We start from the raw sequence: 24,002 nt of genomic DNA, 5'->3' as shown, positions 1-24,002 counted from the left end.
GCGCTAGTTCTCGGCACGATCGAAGCGGAACGACGTCAGGGGGCTGGTTTGCCGGCGGACAAGGACAGGGCGGAGAGCGTGTTCGGCGCGCTGCTCAGGACCATTATCGAGGAGAGCCCGCTGAAGGCCGCCGGCTTCATCGTCACCATCTATGGCGACGTGGTGGAGCCGCGGGGCGGCGTGGTGTGGACAGGCAACCTCATCGAGACCTGCGCCGCCGTCGGCATCAGCGAGACCCTGGTGCGCACCGCCGTCTCGCGCCTCGTCGCCGCCGGGCAATTGTCCGGCGAGCGGGAGGGGCGGCGCAGCTTCTATCGCCTCGCCGCGCCCGCCCGGACCGAATTCGCCGCGGCCGCCCGCCTGCTTTTCGGCCCGCCGGAAGCGGCGGACTGGCATTTCGTGCAACTGACGGGGGCGGCGCCGGACGAGGCGATGCAGGCACTCGAGCGGGCGGGCCATGCCCGGCTCGGTCCGCGCCTTGCCGTCGGTGCGCGTCCGCTGCCGCTTCTCAAGCAGCCGGCCGTCGTCTTCCGGGGCGAGGTCGTGAGCGGCGAGCGGGACCTCGGTGCCTTTGCGGCCGACCACTGGAACCTCGCACTGCATGCCGAGGCCTATCATGGGTTCCTTCGGCGCTTCGGGCGTCTTGCCGACCGGCTTGCGGGCGGGATGCGGCTCGGTGCGGCGGAAAGCCTCGTTGCCCGGCTGGTGCTCGTGCACCAGTTCCGCCTTGTCGTGCTGCGCGATCCGCGCCTGCCGCAGGCGGCTCTGCCTGCGGACTGGCCGGGGGAGGCGGCCCGGATGCTCTTTGCCGACCTCTATCTCCGCCTCTCGCCCGAGGCGGACCTGCATGTCGCCCGTCACTTCGTCACGGCGGCCGGCGCTCTGCCGGAGGCGAGCGAGGCGACGCTCCGTCGTCTCTCGCTGCTGCGCGAGGCGATCCAGCGTGACTTTTCATAAGAGAAATGCGTGGCTTGTGCTATGATGGGAGCTGCTGGAACGAAACATCACATAATTTGGATAAATCGGCATTGATTTGTGACGTATCGAGTGGTAAATAGATAACCGATCGGTCGGTCAATGTTTCTGGAGGAACGGATCGGCCCGGGATATCAGGGAGGAAACCGCGTGTCCGAAGCCTTTATCTGCGATGCCGTCCGTACGCCGATCGGCCGTTATGGCGGGCTGCTCTCGTCGGTGCGCGCCGACGACCTTGCCGCCATGCCGCTTGCCGGCCTGATGGAGCGCAATCCCGGCGTCGACTGGTCCAAGGTGGACGATCTCATCTACGGCTGTGCCAACCAGGCCGGCGAGGACAACCGCAATGTCGGCCGCATGGCCGTGCTGCTTTCCGGTCTTCCCGTCTCCATTCCCGCCACCACCGTCAACCGCCTCTGTGGTTCCGGCATGGACGCCGTCGGCATGGCGGCGCGTGCCATCCGTGCCGGCGACTGCGATTTCGTCATCGCCGGTGGCGTCGAGAGCATGAGCCGCGCGCCCTTCGTCATGCCGAAGGCCGAAAGCGCTTTTTCCCGGTCGAATGCGGTCTATGACACGACGATCGGCTGGCGCTTCGTCAACCCGAAGATGAAGAAGGCCTTCGGTGTCGACTCCATGCCGCAGACGGCCGACAATGTCGCCGCCGATTTCACCGTCAGCCGCGAGGACCAGGACGCCTTCGCCGCCCGCAGCCAGGCCCGCTGGGCCGCCGCGCACGAGGCCGGTATCTTTGCCGATGAGATCGTGCCCGTCCATGTGCCGCAGAAGAAGGGTGATCCGCTCGTCGTCGATACCGATGAGCATCCGCGTCCCGGTACCACAGCCGAGCAGCTTGCCAAGCTGAAGGGCGTCAACGGTCCCGACCTCTCGGTCACCGCCGGCAATGCCTCCGGCGTCAATGACGGCGCGGCTGCCTTGCTCATCGCCAATGAAGGCACCATCAAGGCTCAGGGCCTGACGCCGAAGGCGCGTGTCGTCGCGATGGCGGCAGCGGGTCTTGAGCCGCGCATCATGGGCTTCGGCCCGGCGCCGGCCACGCGCCGGGTGCTGGAGCGCGCTGGCCTTTCGCTCGGCCAGATGGATGTCATCGAACTCAACGAGGCCTTCGCCTCGCAGGCGCTCGCGGTTCTGCGCGATCTCGGCCTGCCGGACGACGCCCCGCATGTGAACCCGAACGGCGGCGCCATCGCGCTCGGCCATCCGCTCGGCATGAGCGGCGCGCGGCTCGTCACCACTGCGACCTACCAGCTCCACCGCCAGGGCGGACGTTATGCACTCTGTACCATGTGCATCGGCGTCGGCCAGGGCATCGCCATCATTCTCGAACGCGTCTGACGCGTAAAGCAGGAGGAAAGACCATGTATGCCCAGATGGTGAAGACCGATGCCGCCCGTGTCCGCTCCCTCGATGAGATGGACCCCGTGGAACGCGCCTTCCAGGAGCGCATCGACGCCGGCCAGAAGATCGAACCGAAGGAATGGATGCCCGAGGGCTATCGCAAGACGCTGGTGCGCCAGATCAGCCAGCACGCCCATTCGGAAATCGTCGGCCAATTGCCGGAAGGCAACTGGATCACCCGCGCGCCGACCCTGGAGCGCAAGGCGATCCTGCTCGCCAAGGTGCAGGACGAGGCCGGCCACGGCCTCTATCTCTACTGCGCCGCCGAAACGCTCGGCATCAGCCGCGACGAGATGTATGCGCAGCTCCATTCCGGCAAGGCGAAATATTCCTCGATCTTCAACTATCCGACGCTGACCTGGGCCGATATCGGCGCGATCGGCTGGCTGGTCGATGGCGCGGCGATCATGAACCAGGTGCCGCTGCAACGCTGTTCCTACGGCCCCTATGCGCGGGCCATGGTGCGCATCTGCAAGGAAGAGAGCTTTCACCAGCGCCAGGGCTATGACGTGCTGATGAAGATGGTGAAGGGCACGCCGGCCCAGAAGGCCATGGTGCAGGATGCGCTGAACCGCTGGTGGTGGCCGTCGCTGATGATGTTCGGCCCCTCGGACGATGCCTCCGTGCATTCGGCCCAGTCGATGGCCTGGAAGATCAAGCAGAACTCCAACGACGAGCTGCGCCAGAAATTCGTCGACCAGACGGTGCCGCAGGCGAAGTATCTCGGCCTCACTGTGCCGGATCCGGACCTCAAGTGGAACGAGGAGAAGGGCGGCTACGATTTCGGCGAGCCGGACTGGGAAGAATTCTTCAACGTGATCGCCGGCAACGGCCCCTGCAATGCGGAACGCCTCAACGCCCGCAAGAAAGCCTGGGATGACGGCGCCTGGTTCCGAGACGGTCTGACGGCCCATGCCGAAAAGGCCGCCGACCGTCGCACCGCCGCCAAGATCGCCGCCGAATAATTTGGGAGAGAGCACGATGTCCAGCGAATGGCCGCTTTGGGAAGTCTTCATCCGGGGCCAGCACGGCCTCAACCATCGCCATGTCGGCAGCCTGCATGCGCCCGACGCCGAAATGGCGATCAACAATGCCCGCGACGTCTATACGCGCCGTAACGAAGGCGTCAGCATCTGGGTGGTGAAATCCTCCGAGATCACTGCCAGCGCGCCCTCTGAAAAGGGCCCGCTGTTCGATCCTTCGAACTCCAAGGTCTACCGTCACCCGACCTTTTTCGACATTCCGGATGAAGTGGGGCACATGTGATGGCGACCGCGGCGCTCGATCCGGCGGCCCGTCAGGCCGCGCTTCTCGAATTCCTGCTGCGCATCGGCGACAACACGCTGATCCTCGGCCATCGCGTCTCCGAATGGTGCGGGCACTCGCCCGCGCTGGAGGAGGATATCGCGCTCGCCAACACCGCGCTCGACCTGATCGGCCAGACGCAGCTCTGGCTCGGCCTTGCCGGCGAGGTGGAAGGCAAGGGCCGTTCCGCCGATGATCTCGCCTATCTGCGCGACGGCTACGAATTCCGCAACATCCTGCTCGTCGAGCGACCGAACGGGGATTTCGGCAAGACGCTGATGCGGCAGTTCCTCTTCGACGCCTGGCATTATCTGCTCTTGAAGGCGCTGAAGGGGTCGTCCGACACGCGCATCGCCGAGATCGCGGAAAAGGCCTTCAAGGAAGTCTCCTACCACCTCGACCGCAGCCGCGACCTCGTCATCCGCCTCGGCGACGGCACGGCCGAAAGCCATCGCCGCATGCAGGAGGCGCTGGACGAACTCTGGCCCTTCACCGGCGAGATGTTCATGAGCGACGCGCTCGACGCCGAACTGGTCGAGGCCGGCATCGTCCCGGCGCCCGAAAGCCTCAAGGCGGGCTGGGACGAGATCGTCGCGGAGACGCTCGCCGAGGGCACGCTGAAGAAGCCGGCGGACGGCTACATGCACAAGGGCGGCCGGCGCGGCGTGCACACCGAGCATCTCGGCTTCATCCTGTCGGAGATGCAGTTCCTGCAACGCGCCTATCCGGGCGCGACCTGGTAGGGGGCGGCGATGGACCCGGCGCTTCGTCCCTCGGTCGATGAGGTCTGGCACTGGCTGTCCGAAGTGCCGGACCCGGAAATTCCGGTCATCTCGCTCACCGATCTCGGCATAATCCGCGATGTCGAGTGGCGGGACGACACGCTGGTGGTGACGGTCACACCGACCTATTCGGGCTGTCCCGCCACCACGGTGATCAACCTCGATATCGAGGCTGCGCTCGCCGGAAAGGGCCTTGCCAAGGTGAAGCTCGAACGCCGGCTCTCGCCCGCCTGGACGACGGACTGGATCAGCGCCGAAGGCCGGGAAAAGCTGCGCGATTACGGCATCGCCCCGCCGGTCGACGGCACCGCCGCCGATGGCGTCCTGATGAAACGCATCGACCGGCTCTCGGGCCGTTCGAACCTGACGATCGCCTGTCCGCGCTGCGGCTCGGCGAACACGGAAAAGATCAGCCAGTTCGGCTCGACGCCCTGCAAGGCGAGCTACCGCTGCACCGACTGCCTGGAACCGTTCGACTATTTCAAGTGCATCTGACCCATAGGGAGAGGGCCCGCGCATGGCACGTTTTCATTCCCTGACCGTGACCGACGTTCGCCGCGAGACGCGCGATGCGGTCGTGGTTACGCTCCGGCCGTCCGACGAGGACCGCGCCGTTTTCGACTTCACCCAGGGCCAGTACCTGACCTTCCGCCGCAAGTTCGAGGACGAGGAGTTGCGCCGCTCCTATTCGATCTGCGCCGGCAAGGACGAGGGGGTCCTGAAGGTCGGCATCAAGCGCGTCGACGGCGGCTGCTTCTCCACCTGGGTCAACGAGAACCTGAAGCCCGGCGACACGCTGGAGGCGATGCCCCCGATGGGCGCGTTCTTCACCGCGCTGGAGCCGGAGGTCGCAAAGCATTATCTCGGCTTTGCCGGCGGCAGCGGCATCACGCCCGTGCTCTCGATCATCAAGACGGTGCTGGCGCGCGAGCCGCGCGCCCGTTTCACGCTGGTCTACGCCAACCGGCAGATCAGCTCGATCATGTTCCGCGAGGAGCTGGAGGATCTGAAGAACCTCTATCTCGGCCGGTTCTCCGTGCTGCATGTCCTCGAAAGCGAGGCGCAGGACATCGACCTCTTCACCGGCCGCATCGACGGCGAGAAATGCGCGGCGCTGTTCAAGAGCTGGATCGACATCAAATCCATCGCCACCGCCTTCATTTGCGGCCCGGAGCCGATGATGCTGGCGATTGCCGCAGCGCTCCGCGAACACGGCCTTCGCGACGACCAGATCAAGTTCGAGCTGTTCGCCTCCTCGCAGCCCGGTCGGGCCCGGCGCAAGGTGGAAGCCGTCGCCGGCGCGGACCAGGGCGCGATGTGCGAGGCGACCGTCACGCTCGACGGCGCGACGCGCAGCTTCAAGTTCCCGAAGCAGGGCCAGAGCCTGCTCGACGCCGCGCTCGAAAACGCCATGGACGTGCCCTATGCCTGCAAGGCCGGCGTCTGTTCCACCTGCCGCGCAAAAATCCTGGAGGGCGAGGCCGAGATGGAGGTCAACCACGCGCTCGAGGATTACGAGGTGCGCCAGGGCTATGTGCTGACCTGCCAGTGCTACCCGCTCACCGACCGTATCGTCGTCAGCTACGACCAGTAAGGGGAATTTTCATGTCCGATACGATGCCGATCGAGGATTATCTGGCGCAAGGCGGCGTGCTTTCCTCGCCCGCCAATGTGCCGCCGCGCTATCGCGGCGAGCTCTTGCGCCTGATGGCGAGTTTCGTCGACAGCGAGCTGGCCGGCTCTGCCGGCTTTGCCGATACGATCAACGATGCGCCGGGCATCCAGGAGCGCATCTCCGCCGCCCGCATCGTGCTGGAAAAGGCCGACCATGCCGGCAAGGTCTTGCAGGTCATGGAAACCTTCGGCGCGGATGGCGGACGCTACGCCGTGCACCACCCCTGGGCCGAGCGGCTTTCCCGCGAGGCCGATATCGGCGCGGCGCGGCAGGGCGGCGACATGCGCCTTTCCGTCTTCCACTACCCGCTGCAAGGCTGGGTGGATGCCGTCGTCATGAACGTGCTGATGGGCCGGGCAAGCGTCGTCCAGCTCAAGGAATTGTCGCGTGTCTCCTATCAGCCGCTCGCCGAGGTTTTCCGCGCCATCCTGCCGCGCGAGACGCGCCATGCCGAACTCGGCCTCGCCGGCCTCACCCGCATCGTGGATGACGAAGAGGGGCGCGCGAAGGCGAAGGCTTCCGTCGCCTACTGGTATCCGCGTGTCGCCGCCAGCTTCGGCCATTCCGGCTCGGCCCGCTTCGAGACGCTGTCGCGTTTCGGCCTCAGGCATACGCCCAACGAGACCCTGCTTGCGGATTGGCGGGCGGAGGTCGATGCGCAGCTTTCCGCGCTTGGATTGAACTAGGCTTCCGTCCGGAATTGCGTAAAAATACAGGAAGGACAGTAAGATGAACGTCATGGCAAACCGGCCGCGCCGGCTCGAAAGCTATGTCGGCGGCGCGTGGGTCGCCGGCGCGAAGGAGGGCGTGCCCCTGCTCGACGCCTCGACGGGCGCACCGGTCGCCTTCATCGATTCCTCCGGCATCGATTTCAAGGCGATCCTCGCCCATGGCCGCGAAAAGGGTGGCCCGGCGCTGCGCCGCATGTCCTTCCACGAACGCGCCGCCATGCTGAAAGCGCTCGGCCAGGCGCTGATGGAAGGGAAGGAAGAGTTCTACGCGCTTTCCACCGCCACCGGCGCGACCCGCGCCGATAGCTGGGTCGATATCGAGGGCGGCATCGGCACGCTGCTCTCCTACGCCTCGAAAGGCCGGCGCGAATTGCCGAACACCCGCGTCCTGCTCGATGGCGACGTGGAGCCGCTCTCCAAGGACAACACCTTTGCCGCGCAGCATATCCTGACCCCGTTGCAGGGTGTCGCGGTGCATATCAACGCCTTCAACTTTCCCTGCTGGGGCATGCTGGAAAAGCTCGCCCCGACGCTCATTGCCGGCGTTCCCGCCATCATCAAGCCGGCCAGCCAGACGGCCTATCTCACCGAACTGATGGTCCGCCGCATCATCGAGACGGGCATCCTGCCGGAGGGCGCGCTGCAGCTCGTCTGCGGCTCGGTCGGCGACCTGCTCGACCATGTGGAGGGGCAGGATGCCGTCACGTTCACCGGTTCGGCGGCGACAGGCCAGCGCCTCAAGACGCACAAGGCGATCATCGAGAATTCCGTGCGCTTCACCATGGAGGCCGACAGCCTCAACGCCGCCGTGCTCGGCCTCGACGCCGCGCCCGGCACGGAGGAATTCGATCTCTTCGTCAAGGAAGTCGCCCGCGAGATGACGGTGAAGGCCGGCCAGAAATGCACGGCGATCCGCCGCATCATCGCCCCGCGCGCCTATAGCGAGGCGCTGATCGAAAGCCTCGGCGCGCGCCTCGGCAAGACGTCGATCGGCAACCCCGCCGACGAGGCCGTGCGCATGGGTCCGCTCGCCAGCCTCGACCAGCGCGAGGAAGTGCGCGCCCGTATCCGCGATCTCTCCGCCGATGCCGAAATCGTCGCCGGTGATCCTGATAATCCGAGCGTCCAGTCCGGCGATGCCGTGGCCGGCGCCTTCCTCAATCCGGTGCTGCTCTATTGCGACAGGCCGGGCTCGGCCCGTGCCGTGCACGATGTCGAAGCCTTCGGCCCGGTCAGCACGGTCATGCCCTATGACACGGCGGAAGAGGCGGTCGATCTCGCCCGGCGTGGCAAGGGCAGCCTCGTCGCCTCGGTCTTCACCAACGATCCGGGCTTCGCCGAAGAGGTCGTGCTGGGCCTTGCGCCCTTCCATGGCCGCGTGATGATCGGCAACCGGGTCAGCGCCAAATCCTCCACCGGCCACGGTTCGCCGCTGCCGGGCCTGGTGCACGGCGGTCCCGGCCGCGCGGGCGGCGGCGAGGAACTGGGCGGCATGCGTGGCGTAAAACACTACATGCAGCGCACCGCCATCCAGGGCGCGCCGACCATGCTGTCCGCCGTCACCGGCCGCTGGCTGCCGGGTGCGGAGGCGCGGGCGGGCGGAGAGCATCCGTTCCGCAAGTCGCTGGCGGAACTCAAGATCGGTGACCAGCTCATCACCGCAACGCGCACGGTGACGCTCGACGATATCGAGCATTTCGCCAATTTCACCGGAGACACCTTCTACGCCCATATGGACGAGGAGGCGGCCAAGGCGAACCCGTTCTTCGACGGGCGCGTGGCGCATGGCTATCTCATCGTCTCCTTCGCCGCCGGCCTCTTCGTCGATCCGGCGCCGGGTCCGGTTCTTGCCAATTACGGCGTCGACAACCTGCGCTTCCTGACACCGGTCAATCCGGGTGATACGCTGCAGGTGCAGCTCACCTGCAAGGAGATCAATCCGCGCGCCAATGCCGAGCACGGCGAGGTGCGCTGGGATTGCCAGGTGACGAACCAGCTAGGTGCCACAGTCGCGCAGTACGACGTCCTGACGATGGTGGCCAAAACGAGGGAGTGACCGCAGCATGCCGATCGCGCAGGACCCTTGCCGCCTGGAAATGACCGTTCTGATGACGCCGGACATGGCGAATTTTTCCGGAAAGGTTCATGGGGGCGCACTGCTCAACCTGCTCGATCGCGTGGCCTTCTCCTGCGCCTCGCGCTATTCGCAGCAATATGCGGTGACGCTCTCGGTCGACCAGGTGATGTTCAAGGAGCCGATCCATGTCGGCGAACTCGTCACCTTCCGCGCCTCGATCAACCATACGGGCCGCACCTCCATGGAGGTCGGCATCCGCGTCGAGGCGGAGAACATCCGCTCCGGCCACCGGCGGCATACCAATTCCTGCTATTTCACGATGGTCGCCGTCGACGATGCCGGCCGGCCGGTGCGCGTGCCGGACCTGGAGCCGAGGAATGCGGTCGACATCCGGCGCTACAAGGCGGCCGAGCTTCGCCGGACGCTGCGGCGGGAGTTTGCCGAGCGGCTGGAATCGGTCGCAGCGACGGGCAAGGATATGGAGAGGGATGGGGGATAGCGCGGGTGGCATTGCTCTTGTGGCGCGACGCTGCCTCCCTACCACGTCATCCTCGGGCTTGACCCGAGGATCCATGCCGCGGGTGCCGAGTGGATCCTCGGGTCAAGCCCGAGGATGACGAAAGAGAGGTAGGAGGTTTTTAGGGAGGTGTGATGCGTAAGCCTCAGGTTACGGCCTTGACGCCTTCGAGGATCAACGTCGTCGCGATGTCCGCATATTCGTCGCGCGTGACAGGCCCATTCGGTCGGAACCACATATAGACCCAGTTCATCATGCCGAAGAGCGACATGGTGACGGGCATCAGCAGCGGGCGGTCCTTGTTGAGGTCCGGATTGATGTCGCGGATGACGCCGGAGAAGCGCTTGACGATCTGCCGCTCGATCGCCTGCAATTCGGAAAGCTGTTCCTGCGAGAGCGCGCTGGTGCCGTTGAGCTGCACCTTGTGCTCGTTGTCCCGGCCCTCGTAGTTCGCCAGGACGGCTTTGACCAAGAGGCGCAGCCGCTCCTGCGGGGCGAGGTCGGGGCGGTCGGCGGCCTCTATGGCGCTTTCGAGTTCGGTGAGATGGGTGCGCACGATATCGAAGATCAGCGCGTCCTTGCTCGGATAGTAGTGATAGAGCAGCGCCTTGGAGACATTGCTGTGCGAGGCGATCATCGACATGGAGGCCTTCTCCATGCCCATCTCGGCAAAGACCGCGGCGGCACTCGAGAGAATGCCGCGCTGTTTTTCCTCGAAATCAACTGCGCGCGTGCGTGCCATTTTATCCTGCTTTGCTTTGCCCGGCTGCTTCCGGGAGGGTGGCCGCCCTCCCTATACACAGTCAACCCGGTGCCGGAATAGGGTCCCTTCATCCGTCTTCTAACGGGGAAGATATCCTATCTCTTTGTTTCTACACAACTCCGGACGCAAAACCGTTTCCCGCACTCCTGCTGGAACTGTCCCGTCCGGCGCTTCATTCCTTCGGGCGGTTGTCGACCACCCGCTTCGCCTTGCCTTCCGAACGGGCGACGCCGCCCGGTTCGTGCACTGTGATCTTCGTGGAGACGCCGACCACGCTCTTGATGTGGTGGGCGAGTTCCTTTGCCGATCCCGTGCGGGCCCCCTCGTCGGCCGCCTCCAGCGTGCATTCGACATGAACCGTCATGTTGTCCATGCGGCCCGAGCGCGACAGCTCGATCTGGAAATGCGGCGCGAGCCCGCGACATTTCAGGATCTGTTCCTCGATCTGCGTCGGGAAGACGTTGACGCCGCGCAAGATCATCATGTCGTCGGAGCGGCCCGTGATCTTTTCCATGCGGCGCATGGAGCGGGCGGTGCCGGGCAGGAGCCGTGTCAGGTCGCGCGTGCGGTAGCGGATGATCGGCAGGCCTTCCTTGGTGAGCGTCGTGAAGACCAATTCGCCGATCTCGCCGTCCGGCAGCACCGCACCGGTGATCGGGTCGATGATCTCCGGGTAGAAATGGTCCTCCCAGATGTGCAGGCCGTCCTTGGTCTCGACGCATTCATTGGCAACGCCCGGGCCCATGACCTCCGACAGGCCGTAGATGTCGACGGCGTGCATGTCGAAGGACTGCTCGATCTCCTCGCGCATGGCGTTCGTCCAGGGCTCGGCGCCGAAGATGCCGACGGCGAGCGAGCTTTCCCGCGGGTCGACGCCCTGGCGGCGGAACTCGTCGAGGATGGAGAGCATGTAGGAGGGCGTGACCATGATGATGCGCGGCTTGAAATCCTGCATCAGGGTCACCTGGCGCTCCGTCATGCCGCCGGAGATCGGTACGACGGTGCAGCCGAGCTTTTCGGCGCCATAGTGGGCGCCGAGGCCGCCGGTGAAGAGGCCGTAGCCATAGGCGACATGCACGATGTCGCCGGCCCGGCCGCCCGCGGCGCGGATCGAGCGGGCGACGACGGTCGCCCAGGTGTCGATGTCCTTCTGGGTGTAGCCGACGACGGTGGGTTTGCCGGTCGTGCCCGACGAGGCGTGGATGCGGGTGAGCTTTTCACGCGGCACGGCGAACATGCCGAAGGGATAGGTGTCGCGCAGGTCCTTCTTGGTGGTGAAGGGGAACTTTGCGAGATCGGCGAGCGTCTTGAGGTCGGAGGGGTGAACGCCGGCCGCGTCGAAGCGCTGGCGATAGAAGGGCGAATTCTCGTAGGCGTGGGTCAGCGACCACTTCATGCGCTCAAGCTGCAGCGCGGAAATCTCGTCGCGGGAGGCCGTCTCGATCGATTCGAGATCTCCGGGGCGGGGGGACAGGTCTTCCATGAAAATCTCCTCCGAGAATGCGGGATGATGTGCCCTCTGCCTCACTCCGGCAGATGGGTGCCCTTGACTGTTCGCGAGTGGCCGCGGAACTCCGCGACATGCTCGCCCTCCTGGTTGGTGATGCGGATGTCGTAGATGCCACCGCGGCCGCGGCGCGACACCTCCTGCGCCGTCGCGGTCAGCCGGTCGCCCCGGAAGGCCGGTGCGATGAAGGTCACCGAACAGTGCTGGGCGACGGTGCGCTGGTTGTAGGTGTTGCAGGCGAAGGCGAAGGCCGAATCCGCCAGCGTGAAGATGTAGCCGCCGTGGCAGGTGCCGTGGCCGTTGGTCATGATCTCGGCGATCGTCATGGCGATGACGGCCTTGCCGGGGGCGACGGAGACGAGCTCCATGCCGAGATGGCGGGTGGCGTTGTCGTCGTCCCACATTGCCTTGGCGCAGGCTTCGGCGAGCGCTTGCGGAGAAAGCCCGGCGGCGCTCATTTGCCCGAAAACTCCGGCTTGCGCTTTTCGAGGAAGGCGGAAACGCCCTCGGCGTAATCGGCGCTGCGGCCGGCCTCGCGCTGCAGGTCGCGTTCGAGGTCGAGTTGCTGGTCGAGCGAATTGGTGGCGGCGGCCTGGATGGCGCGTTTCGTCATGCCGAGGCCCCTGGTCGGGCCGGCGGCGAGGCGCGTGGCGAGAGCGGTCGCCTCTTCCATCAGCGTGTCGTCGTCGACGGCGCGCCAGATGAGGCCCCAGTCGGCGGCGGTTTCCGCGCCGAGCGGTTCGGCGGTGAGCGCAAGCGCCTTGGCGCGGGCTTCGCCGATCAGGCGCGGCAGGCTCCAGGTGCCACCGGAATCCGGCACGAGGCCGATCCTGGCGAAGGCCTGGATGAAGCGGGCGGAGCGGGCGGCGAGCGTGATGTCACAGGCAAGGGCGATGTTGGCGCCCGCGCCGGCGGCAACGCCGTTGACGGCGCAGATGACGGGTTTTTCAAGGCTGCGGATGAGGCGCAGCAGGGGGTTGTAGTAGGTCTCGATCGTATGGCCGAGGTCCGGCACGCCCTTCTTCGGATCGCGGTCGCCGAGATCCTGGCCGGCGCAGAAACCGCGGCCGGCGCCGGTCAGCAGCACGGCGCGTACCGCCTCGTCCGCATGGGCGCGCTCGAAGCCGGCGCGCAGCGCAAGATGCATCTCGTCGTTGAAGGCGTTGAGCTTGTCCGGGCGGTTCAGCGTGAGGCTCAGAACGCCATCGGCAAGCGCCGACAGAATAGTGTCGGAAGTGGTCATGGTTCCTCCCTGTCGCCCTTCCCAGCGGCGACCGTAAAAAAACTCTTGCATAAACCGACCGGTCAGTCAATTATAAAAGCACTGACTGGGAGGAGCCAGAGATGACCGGACTTTTCGAGCGCCATCGCCCGACGTTGACCGCCGCGATCGAAGCGGCCGCAAAGCGCGATTTCTGGACCGTCTATCCTGAAGTGCCGAGCGGCAAGATATACGGCGAGACGGCGAAGGACGATTGTCTTGCTGCCTACAGGGCACGGCTCGATGCCGAATTCGAACTTGCCGATCATCCGGCCGAGAGGCGCGTCGGTGCGGAAGTCTCGCCTTACGGACCTGCCCTCGGCATCACCTATCCCGCCGCCTCCGCGGACATGCTGGTCATGGCCTCGCGCGCGGCCGCCCCGCAATGGGCCGCCGCCTCGCCGGACGTGCGCGCCGGCATCTGTCTCGAAATCCTTGCCCGCCTCAATGCCCGCAGCTTCGAGATGGCGAACGCCGTCATGCACACGACGGGCCAGGCCTTCGCCATGGCCTTCCAGGCCGGCGGCCCGCATGCGCAGGATCGCGGCCTCGAGGCCGTCGCCTATGCCTATGCCGAGATGACCCGCATACCGGCGCAGGCGACCTGGACCAAGCCGCAGGGCAAGGGCGCGCCGATCGTCATGGAGAAGCACTGGCGCATCGTGCCGCGCGGCGTCTCCCTCGTCATCGGCTGCAACACCTTCCCGACCTGGAACAGTTATCCCGGCCTCTTCGCCAGCCTCGCCACCGGCAACACCGTCATCGTCAAGCCGCATCCGGCGGCGACCCTGCCGCTTGCCATCACCGTCGAAATCGCGCGCCAGGTGCTGGTGGAGGAAGGATTTGCGGCCGATATCGTGCTGCTCGCCGCCGATGCGCCGGGCGCCGAGATCACGAGGGATCTCGTGCAGCACCCCGCCATCGCCATCGTCGACTATACCGGCTCCAACGCCTTCGGCGCCTGGGTGCGTGAAAATGCCGGCAATGCCGATGTCTACACCGAAGAGGCCGGCGTCAACTCGATCGTCATCGGCGCGACGGACGATTTTGCCGGCATGTGCGGCAACATCGCCTTCTCGCTCTCGCTCTATTCCGGACAGATGTGCACGGCGCCGCAGGATATTTTCGTGCCGCGCGGCGGCATTGAGACCAATGAGGGCCACAAGTCCTTCGACGCGGTCGCGGCCGGCATCGCCGCTGCCGTCGATAGCCTGCTTGCCGATCCCGCGCGTGCGGCCGGCATCTGCGGGGCCATCGCCAATCCGGCGACGCTCGCCCGCATTGCCACATCGCGGCCACTCGGGCGCATCGTGCGCGACTCTGCGCCCGTCGAAGGCCTCGACGGTGCCCGCACCGCGACGCCGCTGATCCTCGCGGTCGATGCGGCGGATACGGACGCATATGCGGAGGAGCGCTTCGGCCCCATCGCCTTCGTCGTCGCGGTCGATGACGAAGCGGACGGCGTCGACCGAGCCGCGGCGCTCGCCGAGCGCAAGGGTGCCATCACGGCTGCCCTCTACGCGACCGACGAGGCGCAGATTCTGGCCGCCGCCGATCGTTTCGCCGTGGCAGGCGTCAATCTTTCTGTCAATCTGACCGGCGGCATCTATGTGAACCAGAGCGCCGCCTTCAGCGATTTCCACGTCACCGGTGCCAATCCGGCGGGCAATGCCAGCCTGACGGATGCGGCCTTCGTCGCGAACCGGTTCCGCGTGGTGATGTGGCGCCGCCCCGCGGCGGCGTGAGGAGTCTACGCTTCAATCTTTTGTCTTTGTTGGGAGGAGAAACCGACATGAAATTTTCGCTCACCACCACCGCGCTTGCCGGTACGCTGGCGCTCGTCCTCGGCTTTGCCGCGCCGGCCCTTGCCGATATCAAGATCGGCGCGACCCTTTCGGAAACCGGCCCCGCCTCCTTCCTCGGCGATCCGGAAGCCAAGACGCTGAAGATGCTGGTCGAGGAGATCAATGCGGCCGGCGGCGTCAATGGCGAGAAGATCGACCTGATCGTCTATGACGATGGCGGCGACCCGAACAAGGCGCGCACCTTCGCCACCCGCCTGGTGGAGGACGACGAAGTCGTCGCCGTGATCGGCGGCACGACGACGGGCACCTCCATGGCCATCATCCCGGTCTTCGAGGATGCGGAAATCCCCTTCATCTCGCTTGCCGGCGCCATCGAGATCATCGATCCCGTCCGCCCCTTCACCTTCAAGACCCCGCACACGGACCGCATGGCCTGCGCGAAGATCTTCGAGGACATGAAGAAGGCCGGCATCGGCAAGATCGGCCTGATTTCCGGTTCCGACGGCTTCGGCGCCTCCATGCGCAAGCAGTGCCTGGAGATCATCGGCGACTACGGCATCGAGGTCCTGGCCGACGAGACCTATGGCCCGACCGATGCCGACATGACGCCGCAGCTCACCAACATCAAGGGCAAGGACGGCGTGCAAGCCGTGCTGAACCCCGGTTTCGGCCAGGGCCCGGCGATCGTCACGCGCAACTATGCCCAGCTCGCCGTCGGCCTGCCACTCTACCAGTCGCACGGCGTCGCCTCGGATGGCTTCATCGAGCTTGCCGGCGCGGAAGCCGCCGAAGGCGTGCGCCTGCCGGGCACGGCGCTGCTCGTCGCGAGCCTCCTGCCGGAAAGCGATCCGCAGCGCGCTGTCGTCGTCACCTACAAGGACGCCTACGAGAAGGCGACCGGCAAGCCGGTCTCGACCTTCGGCGGCTACGCCCATGACGCGCTGCGCATCCTCGTCGACGCGATCACGCGGGCGGGCAGCACCGAGCCGTCGGCGATCCGCGATGCGATCGAAGGCACGTCCGGCCTTGTCGGCACGACCGGCACGGTGACCATGACGGCGGAGGACCATCTCGGCCTCGACCTGTCGGCCTTCCGCATGCTTCAGATCGAAAAGGGCGGCTGGAAGATCGTCGAGTAATCGAGCCCGCCGGCCCGCGCCATCAGGCGGCGGGCCGGCGGAAACCGTCGCGCGCGAAGCGGAGGCATTCATGCCCGAACTCCTGCAATTCCTACTTTCCGGGATCACGGTCGGTGCGGTCTATGCGCTGGTCGCGCTCGGCTTCACGATCATCTACAACGCTTCCGACGTCGTGAACTTCGCCCAGGGCGAGTTCGTCATGCTCGGCGGCATGATCACCTTCTTCGCGCATGCCGCGGGCCTGCCGCTGCCGCTTGCCGCGCTCATCGCCATCATCGCGACGGCGGGTATCGGCGTTGCGCTCAACAAGCTGGCGATCGAGCCGGCGCGGGGCGCCCCCGTCGTCTCGCTGATCATCATCACCATCGGCGCCTCGATCTTCATCCGCGGCGCGACGCAGCTCGTCTTCGACAAGCAGATCCATCGCTTCCCGGCCTTTTCGGGAGACCAGCCGATCCTCATCGGCGGTGCGACCATCCTGCCGCAGAGCCTCTGGGTGATTGCCGGCGCGCTCGCGGTCTTCTTCTGTCTCTGGCTGTTCTTCACGCGCACGCTGATCGGCCGCGCCGTGCTGGCGACGGCGAACAACCGCATCGCGGCCCAACTCGTCGGCATCAACACCAACTACGTGATGACGCTCTCCTTCGCCATGTCCGCCGCCATCGGCGCGCTCGCCGGCGTGCTGGTGACGCCGATCACGCTGACGAGCTACGATGTCGGGCTGGCGCTGGCGCTGAAGGGTTTTGCCGCCGCCATGCTCGGCGGCATGGGCAACCCCAAGGGCGCCCTTGTCGGCGGCCTGCTGCTCGGGATCCTGGAAGCGATGACGGCCGGCTATATCAGCTCGCAATACAAGGACGCGGCCGCCTTCGTCGTCATCCTCGCGGTGCTCTTCGCCATGCCGCAGGGCCTTTTCGGCCGCAAGTCGACGGATCGGGTGTGATCATGCGGCTCTCCGGCAAGGCAACCACGCTCCTCATCCTCGCCGCGGTCATCGCGATCGCGCCGGTCTTCTTCCCGTCCTCCTACTATTTCCGCGTCGGCTCGCTGATCTTCGTCAACGGGCTTGCGGTGACGGGTCTCGTCATCCTCATCGGCTATGCCGGCCAGATCAGCCTCGGCCATGCGGGCTTTGCCGGCATCGGCGCCTATGCCTGTGCGCTGGCGCCGGTCCATCTCGGCCTGCATCCGGCGCTCGCGGCGGTGCTGGGCGCGGCGCTTTCCGCGGCCATCGCCTTCCTCGTCGGCCGGCCGATCCTGCGGCTCAAGGGGTACTACCTCGCCGTCGCCAGCCTCGGCTTCGGCATCCTCGTCTCGATGGTGCTCTCCAACGAGGCGCAGCTCACCGGCGGGCCGGACGGCATGGCGGTACCGGAACTGGGTCTTCGCGCCGTCCTGAAGGCCATCGGCATCGATCTTTCCAACACCGAATTCTGGTACGCCTTCTCTGGTCTCGTCCTGGTCATCGGCGCCTGGCTGGCGCTCAACCTCTACCACAGCCCGACCGGCCGGGCGCTCAGGGCGCTACACGGGTCGGAGGTCGCCGCCCGCACGGTCGGCGTCGATGTGGCCCATTACAAGCTCGTCGCCTTCGTCCTGTCGGCGGTCTATGCCTCGGTGTCGGGTTCGCTGCTGGCGCTGCAGAACAAGTTCATCACGCCGGATGTCGCGGGCTTCATGCATTCGATCGAGATGGTCACCATGGCGGTGCTCGGCGGGGCGGGGTCGGTGCTCGGCGCCATCCTCGGCGCGGCGATCCTCACCACGCTGCCGCAGGTGCTGACGGTCTTCCAGGAATACGAACAGCTCATGCTCGGCCTCGTCATGATGCTGGTCATGATCTTCATGCGCGAGGGCCTCCTGCCCTCCATCGCGCGCCGCATCCGGGGGAGGGCAGAATGAGCCTGCTTCAGATCGAAGGCTTGGGGATCGATTTCGGCGGCGTCCGTGCCGTCAACGATGTCGGCTTCTCCTTGAAACCCGGCGAGATCGTCTCCGTCATAGGCCCGAACGGCGCCGGCAAGACGACGCTGTTCAACATGATCTCGGGCGTCTACGCTCCGGCCCGCGGGCGTGTCGCGCTCGATGGAGAGGACGTCACGCGCATGCCGCCGCATCAGCTCGCCCGGCGCGGCCTGTCGCGGACCTTCCAGAACCTGCAGATCTTCCAGTCGATGAGCGTGCTCGAAAACGCCGTCGCCGGTCATCACCTGCATGAGCGCGGCTCGGTGTTCGCCGATCTCTTTTCGCTGCCCGCCGCGCGCCGCCGCAGCAGGGCGTCCGAAGAGAGCGCGCGTGCGCTGCTCGCCCGCGTCGGCCTCGGCCGGGCCGCCGAGCAGGAGGCGGGCTCGCTCTCCTATGGCGCATTGAAGCGGCTGGAGATCGCCCGCGCGCTGGCGCTGAAGCCGCGCGTGCTGCTGCTCGACGAGCCGGCCGCCGGCTGCAATGCCGTCGAGACGGAGGAGATCGACCACCTGATCGCCAAGGTCGCGGCCGAGGGCGTGTCGATCCTGCTGGTGGAGCACGACATGAAGATGGTCATGCGCATTTCCAACCATATCGTGGTGCTCGACCATGGCGAGAAGATCGCCGAAGGCGAGCCGGCGGCGATCGCGCGCGATCCGCGTGTCATCGAGGCCTATCTGGGTGCCCAGGCGACGGAGGCGCAAAATGCTGACGGTTGAAGGACTGCGTTCGCGCTACGGCCGCATCGAGGTGCTGCACGGCATCGACCTCGACGTCGCCTCCGGCGAGATCGTCACGGTGGTCGGCGCGAACGGCGCCGGCAAGACCACGCTGCTCAAGTGCCTCTCGGGCATCCAGCCGGTCTCGGCCGGGTCCATCGTCTTTCGCGGCGAGGCGCTGACGACGGTGCCGGCCCATGCCCGCGTGCGGCGCGGGCTCGCCCAGTCGCCCGAGGGGCGACAGATCTTCACGAACCTGACGGTGGAAGAGAACCTGCGCCTCGGCGCCTATCTCTTTTCCGACGACAAGGTGGAACGGGACCGGGACGATGCCTTCGCCATGTTCCCGGTCCTCAAGGAGAAGCGCAACCTTGCGGCCGGCGGTCTTTCCGGCGGCCAGCAGCAGATGCTGGCGATCGCCCGCGCGCTGATGGGCCGCCCTTCCTGCCTGCTGCTCGACGAGCCGAGCATGGGCCTTGCCCCCATCCTCGTGGCGCAGATCTTCGACGTGGTGAAGAGCCTGAAGGCGCTCGGCGTCACCGTGCTGCTCGTCGAGCAGAACGCATTCGGTGCGCTTTCGGTCGCCGATCGCGGCTATGTCATGGAGACGGGCCGCATCACCATGTCCGGTCCCGCTGCCGAACTCATCGTCGACGAACGCATCCGCGCCGCTTATCTGGGAATATGAGACCATGACCGTCACCATCGCCCGCGAAAATGCCATCGCCGTCGTCACCGTCGACAACCCGCCCGTCAACGCGCTGTCGCAGGCGCTGCGCCAGGCCCTCGTCGAGGCCGTCGCCACGCTCGATGCGGACGCGGCGGTGAAGGCGGTCGTCCTGATCTGCGCCGGCCGCACCTTCATTGCCGGGGCGGATGTCGGCGAATTCGGCAAGCCGCCGCAGCCGCCGCATCTGCCGGATGTGGTGGCGACCATCGAGGGGGCGAAGACGCCGTGGGTCGCGGCGATCCATGGCAGCGCGCTCGGCGGCGGGCTCGAAGTGGCGCTCGGCTGCGCCTGGCGCGTGGCGGTTCCCAGCGCCGGCCTCGGCCTGCCGGAAGTCAAGCTCGGCATCATCCCCGGCGCGGGCGGCACGGTTCGCCTGCCGCGGCTGATCGGCCCGGCCGCTGCCGTCGACCTTGTGACGAGCGGCAGCCCGGTCGGTGCGAAGAAGGCGGAAGGGCTTGGCCTGATCGACGCCGTTGTCGACGGCGATCTGCGGGCCGGCGCGATTGCCTTTGCGAACGACATTGCCGGCAAGGTCCGGCCGCAGCCGGTCTCCAGCCGCGCCGTGGCCCCCGTCGAGGCGGGTTTCTGGGAGAGTGCCGAAAAGGCCGTGGCGGGCAAGGCGAAGCGGGAAGTCGCACCGCTCCGGGCGCTTGCCTCGGTGTGGAAGGCGAGCGAGACGGATTTCGCCAGCGCCATGGCGTTCGAGCGGGAAACCTTCCTCGAACTGCGCGGCTCTCAGCAGGCAGCGGCGCTGCGCCATGTCTTCTTTGCCGAGCGCGCCGCGCCGCGCCCGCCGGAGCTTGCCGGCGTCACGCCGCGCGCCATCCGTTCGGCCGCCGTCATCGGCGGCGGCACGATGGGCGCGGGCATTGCCGCGGCGCTGCGCGATGCCGGCCTGCCGGTCGTCCTCATCGAGCGCGACGCGGCGGCCGTCGAGCGCGGGTTTGCCAATGTGCGGGGCATCTATGAAGGCTCGGTGAAGCGCGGCCGAATCCCGCAGGCCGTGGCGGACGAGCGCATGGCCGGCATCACCGGCGGCGATGATTACGGCCTGCTGGTCGATACGGACCTCGTCATCGAGGCGGTCTTCGAGGATCTCGTCGTCAAGCGCGCCGTCTTCGAAAGGCTCTCGGCGGTCTGCCGGCCGGATGCGGTTCTGGCCACCAACACGTCCTATCTCGATCCCGACGCGATCAGCGAAGGCGTCAGCCATCCGGAACGCTTCCTCGGCCTGCATTTCTTCAGCCCGGCGCAGATCATGAAGCTCTTGGAGATCGTGCCGACGGAGGCGACCGCGCCGGAGGTGCTGGCGACCGGTTTCGCGCTCGCCCGCCTGCTCGGCAAGATCCCGGTGCGCGCCGGCATCTGCGACGGTTTCATCGGCAACCGCATCCTGAAGGTGACGCGGGCGCAGGCCGAGCGGCTTTTGCTGTCGGGCGCGACGCCCGCGGCGGTCGATGCCGCCATGCGTGCCTTCGGCCTGCCGATGGGGCCTTTCGAGGCACAGGATCTCGGCGGCCTCGACATCGCGGCCTTCCAGCGCAAGGCGGCGCGCGAACGGGGCGAGACGCCCTTCGCACCCGTTGCCGACCGGCTCTGCGCCCTCGGGCGCTACGGCCAGAAGACCGGCGGCGGCTGGTACGACTACCAGCCGGGCGACCGTGCGCCGAAATCCTCGGAAACCGTGGCGGCGATCATCGCCGAGGCGGCGGAGGGCCGGGCGCAGCGGACATGGGACGAGGCAGGTATCGTCGACGCCATTCTCCTGCCCATGGTCAACGAGGCGACGCGCATCCTGGAAGAGCGCGTGGCGCTGCGCGCCGCCGATATCGATCTCGTGAAGATCCATGGCTACGGCTTCCCGCGCTGGCGCGGCGGGCCGATGCACCATGCCGAGGCGCGCGGGCTGTCCGCAGTGGTGGCGGTGCTGGATCGCCTTGCGGCGGATGGCCTTGCCGAACCGACCAGCGATAGCCTGCGCCGGGCGGCGGAGGCTGGCGGCTTTTCGGTGCTTGCCGGGTAAGGCAATTCCGGCAAGGTTGCCCTGCGGAAGGATGAAAAGATTGCGTGTTTCGCAGATGGGAAGGGCTTCCGGCGATAGGCAAGCGTTGCGGACTGTGGTGAGATAGTTTTGGGAGAACAGGCTTTCTGCTAGAGCCGGGGAGGGCACGATGCAGTCGCTGATGACGCCGGGACACAAGCCGGTGCCGGTAGAAATTCTCGAGGCGGAGATCAGGAGGGTCTGCGGCTCCTTTGACCTGGAGCCGATGGGGCGGACAGGCGTCGTCAATGGCGATGTCACGACGCGGCGCGTCGGTCCCTTCGATACGGCGATCGTCGCGCTCGATGCCTCGGAGGTCGCGCGCAACATCCGCTCCATCCGGCAGGATCCCGGCGAATACTTCTTCCTGCTTGTGCAGGATGCCGGCCACTGTCGCGTCGAGCAGGGCGAGCAGGTCGCGGAGCTTTCGCCCGGCGACATGTTCCTCGTCGATTCCGTCAGGCCCTCGACCTTCCTCTATCGCGGCGAGCGTTCGAACCAGGTGTCGCTGCACATCCCGCGCGACGAGATGCTCCACCGCTTCGGCACGCCGTGCACCGGCGGGCTTTCGATCTCGCGCGACGACCCCCTCTGGCTCGCCATGCGCGCGGTCATCGCCAAGATGCTGCTGGAGGAAGGCGCGCAGGCGCAGCTCGGCGAAGCCTTCCTCTGCCTTCTCGGCGCCTACCTGCACTCGACCCGCGTGACGGGCACCGCCGTGCCCGCCGAGACGCTGCTGTCGCGGGCACTCGCGATGATCGATCGCCACCGCGCGGACCCGGGCTTCGGGCCGCGCGAACTGGCCGTCCGCCTCAACGTCTCGGAGCGCATGCTGCAGCGGCATTTCCGGCCGCTCGGCGAAACGCCCGGCCATCGGTTGCTCAACCGCCGGCTGGAGCTTGCCCATGCGCGGCTTTCCGCCCGCAAGGGGGAGCAGGCGGCGGAGGGCGTCACGGCCGTCGCCTTCGATTGCGGCTTCAACGACCTTTCCTATTTCTACCGCGAGTTCCGCAAGAAATACGGCATGACGCCGGGCGCGGTCGCCCGCTGCCATTGACGCTTTTATCCAAAAGGCGGGACGGTGCCGTCCAAGTCCGGCGCGCCATACCCCTCTAATCTCTGCCACCATATGTCCCCGCCGGAGGAGGCGGGCCGTTCATGGAGGAGGCGGACATGATGGAATTCAAGGCTACCATCGGCGGCAAGTCGGCGCCCGTCGGCGCGGACTTCGCCGTTCTCAACCCGGCGACGGGCAAGGAGGTCGGCCGCGCGCCGAACATGGGCGGGGCGGAGCTGGATGCGGCGGTCTCGGTCGCCAAGGCGGCGTTCGCCTCCTGGTCGGCGCAGGACGATGCGGCCCTGCAGGCGGCCTGCGCGGCCGTGACGGCCAAGATCGAGGAACATGCCGGCGAGCTTGCCGAGATCATCACGCTCGAGCAGGGCAAGCCGCTGAACGGCCTCGGCTCGCGCTGGGAGGTCGGCGGCGCCGTTGCCTGGGCGGGCTATACGACCGGGCTCTCGCTGCCGGCGCGGGTGCTGCAGGACAACGAGCAGGGCCGGGTGGAGCTCACCCGCAAGCCGCTCGGCGTCGTCGGTTCCATCACCCCGTGGAATTTCCCGGTCATGATCGCCGTCTGGCATATCCTGCCGGCGCTGCGCACGGGCAACACGGTCGTCGTCAAGCCCTCGCCCCATACGCCGCTTTCCACCCTGCGGCTCGTCGAGATCATGAACGAGGTGCTGCCGCCGGGCGTCGTCAATGTGGTGACCGGTGATGACAGGGCCTTCAATCTCGGCGCCGCCATGTCGGCGCATCCGGATATCAGCAAGATCGTCTTCACCGGCTCCTGCGCCACCGGCCAGAGGGTCATGCGGTCCGCCGCCGACACGATGAAGCGCCTGACGCTGGAACTCGGCGGCAACGACGCCGGCATCGTCCTGCCCGATGCGGATCCGGCGGCGATCGCAGAGGGCCTCTTCTGGGGCGCTTTCATCAACAACGGCCAGACCTGCGCGGCGATGAAGCGGCTCTACGTGCACGACACCATCCACGATGCGGTTTGCGAGGCGCTTGTCGCCTATGCGCGCAATATCAAGGTCGGCGACGGCATGGAGGAGGCGAGCATCCTCGGCCCCATCCAGAACCGCATGCAGTTCGACAAGGTTTCGCGCCTCGTTACGGATGCGAAGGAGCGGGGCAAGGTGCTGCTCGGGGGAGAACCGGGCGAGGGCCTGTTCTTCCCGCCGACCATCATCGCCGGCCTTCGCAACGGCGATGCGCTGGTCGACGAGGAGCAGTTCGGGCCGGCTTTGCCGATCATCCGCTACTCCGACGTCGAAGAGGCGATCCGGCTCGCCAATGACAGCCCGAACGGTCTCGGCGGCTCGGTCTGGTCGTCAGACATCGCGGCCGCGAAAAAGGTGGCGGGGCGTCTCGCCTGCGGCTCCGTCTGGATCAACAAGCACGGCGCCATCCAGCCGAATGCGCCCTTCGGCGGCGTGAAGGCCTCGGGCATCGGCGTCGAGTTCGCCGAAGAGGGGCTCGCCGAATATACCGATATCCAGGTGGTCTTTGCCTGACGGAAGCAAAC

23 protein-coding genes are annotated in these 24,002 nt (G+C 66.6%); 19 read left to right on the top strand and 4 right to left on the bottom strand.

Translation table 11 applies throughout. The annotated features are described in order from the left end of the window. Positions 1-48: 48 nt before the first annotated feature. From paaX to shn_RS16055, 10 genes are all read left to right on the top strand, one after another. Positions 49-957: a phenylacetic acid degradation operon negative regulatory protein PaaX gene (gene paaX / locus shn_RS16100; RefSeq protein ID WP_064331305.1), complete on the top strand. Its 909-nt coding sequence runs from the start codon at positions 49-51 to the stop codon at positions 955-957. A gap of 168 nt (positions 958-1,125) precedes the next feature. Continuing rightward, complete coding sequence (pcaF, locus tag shn_RS16095; RefSeq protein ID WP_206362178.1) at positions 1,126-2,331, top strand: 3-oxoadipyl-CoA thiolase; 1,206 nt, start codon at positions 1,126-1,128, stop codon at positions 2,329-2,331. Between the two features lie 23 nt (positions 2,332-2,354). Then, positions 2,355-3,359, top strand: coding sequence for a 1,2-phenylacetyl-CoA epoxidase subunit PaaA (paaA, locus tag shn_RS16090; protein WP_064331303.1), 1,005 nt, complete (start codon positions 2,355-2,357; stop codon positions 3,357-3,359). A gap of 16 nt (positions 3,360-3,375) precedes the next feature. After that, positions 3,376-3,660 (top strand): 1,2-phenylacetyl-CoA epoxidase subunit PaaB, encoded by a 285-nt coding sequence (gene paaB, locus shn_RS16085; RefSeq protein WP_023516149.1) that lies wholly within the window; start codon positions 3,376-3,378, stop codon positions 3,658-3,660. Beyond that, a complete protein-coding gene (gene paaC, locus shn_RS16080) occupies positions 3,660-4,442 on the top strand; it encodes a 1,2-phenylacetyl-CoA epoxidase subunit PaaC (protein WP_064331302.1) in 783 nt (260 codons plus the stop codon). The genes paaB and paaC overlap by 1 nt, the downstream gene beginning before the upstream one ends. A 9-nt stretch (positions 4,443-4,451) precedes the next feature. Next, entirely contained in the window at positions 4,452-4,976 is a 525-nt protein-coding gene (gene paaD, locus shn_RS16075; protein WP_064331301.1) for a 1,2-phenylacetyl-CoA epoxidase subunit PaaD, read from the top strand. Between the two features lie 22 nt (positions 4,977-4,998). Continuing rightward, positions 4,999-6,075, top strand: a complete 1,077-nt coding sequence (paaE, locus tag shn_RS16070) for a 1,2-phenylacetyl-CoA epoxidase subunit PaaE (RefSeq protein WP_064331300.1) — start codon at positions 4,999-5,001, stop codon at positions 6,073-6,075. A gap of 11 nt (positions 6,076-6,086) precedes the next feature. After that, positions 6,087-6,842, top strand: coding sequence for a Phenylacetic acid catabolic protein (locus tag shn_RS16065; protein ID WP_064331299.1), 756 nt, complete (start codon positions 6,087-6,089; stop codon positions 6,840-6,842). A 43-nt stretch (positions 6,843-6,885) separates the two neighbouring features. Next, entirely contained in the window at positions 6,886-8,943 is a 2,058-nt protein-coding gene (paaZ, locus tag shn_RS16060; RefSeq protein WP_064331298.1) for a phenylacetic acid degradation bifunctional protein PaaZ, read from the top strand. Positions 8,944-8,950: 7 nt separating this feature from the next. Further along, positions 8,951-9,463, top strand: coding sequence for an acyl-CoA thioesterase (locus tag shn_RS16055; protein WP_064331297.1), 513 nt, complete (start codon positions 8,951-8,953; stop codon positions 9,461-9,463). Positions 9,464-9,626: 163 nt separating this feature from the next. Here the strand turns inward: shn_RS16055 and shn_RS16050 are convergent, their stop codons facing one another. From shn_RS16050 to paaG, 4 genes are all read right to left on the bottom strand, one after another. Continuing rightward, positions 9,627-10,223 (bottom strand): TetR/AcrR family transcriptional regulator, encoded by a 597-nt coding sequence (locus shn_RS16050; protein WP_064331296.1) that lies wholly within the window; start codon positions 10,221-10,223, stop codon positions 9,627-9,629. 193 nt (positions 10,224-10,416) lie between these two features. Beyond that, the gene (paaK, locus tag shn_RS16045; RefSeq protein WP_064331295.1) at positions 10,417-11,727 is read right to left on the bottom strand and encodes a phenylacetate--CoA ligase PaaK; all 1,311 of its coding nucleotides are present in this window, start codon (positions 11,725-11,727) and stop codon (positions 10,417-10,419) included. 41 nt (positions 11,728-11,768) lie between these two features. Then, positions 11,769-12,209, bottom strand: coding sequence for a hydroxyphenylacetyl-CoA thioesterase PaaI (paaI, locus tag shn_RS16040; protein ID WP_064331294.1), 441 nt, complete (start codon positions 12,207-12,209; stop codon positions 11,769-11,771). Further along, positions 12,206-12,994: a 2-(1,2-epoxy-1,2-dihydrophenyl)acetyl-CoA isomerase PaaG gene (gene paaG, locus shn_RS16035; protein WP_064331293.1), complete on the bottom strand. Its 789-nt coding sequence runs from the start codon at positions 12,992-12,994 to the stop codon at positions 12,206-12,208. Before paaG ends, paaI begins: the two co-directional genes overlap by 4 nt. A gap of 101 nt (positions 12,995-13,095) precedes the next feature. Here paaG and paaN point away from each other — a divergent pair, with 101 nt between their 5' ends. The 9 genes from paaN (at position 13,096) to shn_RS15990 (ending at position 23,991) form a co-directional block, all read left to right on the top strand. Continuing rightward, on the top strand, positions 13,096-14,757 hold the full coding sequence (gene paaN / locus shn_RS16030; protein ID WP_064331292.1) for a phenylacetic acid degradation protein PaaN: 1,662 nt from the start codon (positions 13,096-13,098) through the stop codon (positions 14,755-14,757). A 47-nt stretch (positions 14,758-14,804) separates the two neighbouring features. After that, the gene (locus shn_RS16025) at positions 14,805-15,956 is read left to right on the top strand and encodes an ABC transporter substrate-binding protein (RefSeq protein ID WP_064331291.1); all 1,152 of its coding nucleotides are present in this window, start codon (positions 14,805-14,807) and stop codon (positions 15,954-15,956) included. A gap of 70 nt (positions 15,957-16,026) precedes the next feature. Next, complete coding sequence (locus shn_RS16020) at positions 16,027-16,899, top strand: branched-chain amino acid ABC transporter permease (protein WP_064331290.1); 873 nt, start codon at positions 16,027-16,029, stop codon at positions 16,897-16,899. Positions 16,900-16,901: 2 nt separating this feature from the next. After that, a complete protein-coding gene (locus tag shn_RS16015) occupies positions 16,902-17,858 on the top strand; it encodes a branched-chain amino acid ABC transporter permease (RefSeq protein WP_145926021.1) in 957 nt (318 codons plus the stop codon). Then, the gene (locus shn_RS16010; RefSeq protein ID WP_064331288.1) at positions 17,855-18,640 is read left to right on the top strand and encodes an ABC transporter ATP-binding protein; all 786 of its coding nucleotides are present in this window, start codon (positions 17,855-17,857) and stop codon (positions 18,638-18,640) included. Before shn_RS16015 ends, shn_RS16010 begins: the two co-directional genes overlap by 4 nt. Then, the gene (locus shn_RS16005; RefSeq protein WP_064331287.1) at positions 18,627-19,328 is read left to right on the top strand and encodes an ABC transporter ATP-binding protein; all 702 of its coding nucleotides are present in this window, start codon (positions 18,627-18,629) and stop codon (positions 19,326-19,328) included. The genes shn_RS16010 and shn_RS16005 overlap by 14 nt, the downstream gene beginning before the upstream one ends. Positions 19,329-19,332: 4 nt before the next feature. Then, on the top strand, positions 19,333-21,393 hold the full coding sequence (locus tag shn_RS16000) for a 3-hydroxyacyl-CoA dehydrogenase NAD-binding domain-containing protein (RefSeq protein ID WP_064331286.1): 2,061 nt from the start codon (positions 19,333-19,335) through the stop codon (positions 21,391-21,393). Positions 21,394-21,541: 148 nt separating this feature from the next. Then, a complete protein-coding gene (locus shn_RS15995; protein WP_064331285.1) occupies positions 21,542-22,468 on the top strand; it encodes a helix-turn-helix domain-containing protein in 927 nt (308 codons plus the stop codon). A gap of 116 nt (positions 22,469-22,584) precedes the next feature. Beyond that, positions 22,585-23,991, top strand: coding sequence for an aldehyde dehydrogenase family protein (locus shn_RS15990; protein ID WP_064332647.1), 1,407 nt, complete (start codon positions 22,585-22,587; stop codon positions 23,989-23,991). The last annotated feature ends 11 nt before the right edge of the window (positions 23,992-24,002 follow it).

The sequence above is a fragment of the Shinella sp. HZN7 genome, from assembly GCF_001652565.1.
Classification (GTDB): domain Bacteria; phylum Pseudomonadota; class Alphaproteobacteria; order Rhizobiales; family Rhizobiaceae; genus Shinella; species Shinella granuli.
Note: the sequence above shows the minus strand (reverse complement) of the source record. Positions and strands in the feature narration are given on the sequence as shown.